Source organism: Ensifer adhaerens, assembly GCF_002940685.1.
Lineage (GTDB): Bacteria > Pseudomonadota > Alphaproteobacteria > Rhizobiales > Rhizobiaceae > Ensifer > Ensifer adhaerens_E.
In genome coordinates this window covers 1-830 of record NZ_PNFP01000064.1, presented here as the reverse complement: position 1 = coordinate 830, position 830 = coordinate 1, and the positions used below count along the sequence as shown (strand labels likewise).

The 830-nt window shown below is 64.6% G+C and carries 1 protein-coding gene; it reads right to left on the bottom strand.

Annotated features, from left to right (window positions below; genetic code table 11):
- Positions 1–826, bottom strand: an 826-nt coding sequence (locus C1A35_RS35615; protein WP_104668914.1) for an alpha/beta fold hydrolase, incomplete at its 3' end; no start/stop codon positions are given.
- Positions 827–830: the final 4 nt, after the last annotated feature.

Below are 830 nucleotides of genomic sequence, written 5' to 3'. Positions count from 1 at the left end.
TGGCGAAGGCGAGCAGGTCGGCGTTGAGCTGGTCCTTGTGCGTGTCGGTGATGCCATGTGGTGCGCCGGCATAGACCTTGAGTTCCGCATGCGGCACCAGCGTCTTCGAGGCCCGCGCGGCCGCGTCGATCGGCACGATCTGGTCGTCATCGCCATGGATGATCAAGGTCGGCACGTCGAACTTCTTCAGGTCCTCGGTGAAGTCGGTCTGCGAGAAGGCGACAATCGAGTCGTAGGTGTTCTTGTGGCCACCCATCATGCCCTGCAGCCAGAAACTATCAATCATGCCTTGCGAGGCAGTTGCACCCGGACGGTTGAAGCCGAAGAACGGGCCGGAGGCGATGTCGCGGTAGAGCTTGGAACGATCCTTGAGGCTGGCCGCCTGCAGGCCGTCGAACACCTCCTTCGGCAGGCCGCCGGGGTTGCTGTCGGTCTTGACCATCAAGGGCGGCACCGCCGAGATCAGCCCGGCCTTGGCGATGCGGCCGGTGCCGTGGCGGCCGATATAGCGACTGATCTCGCCGCCACCGGTGGAAAAGCCGGCAAGGAAGATGTCCTTGAGGTCGAGTGCGTTGATCAGGTCGGCGAGGTCATCGGCATAGTGGTCCATGTCGTTGCCGTCCCAGGGCTGCGACGAGCGGCCGTGGCCGCGGCGATCGTGGGTGACGACGCGGAAGCCGTTGGCAGCCAGATGGAAGGCCTGCGCTTCCCAGCTGTCGGACGACAGCGGCCAGCCGTGGCTGAGCACGACGACCGGACCGTCCTTGCGCCCCCAGTCCTTGTAATAGATCTCGACGCCATCGCGGGTGATGATGCGGCTGCCCATGCTG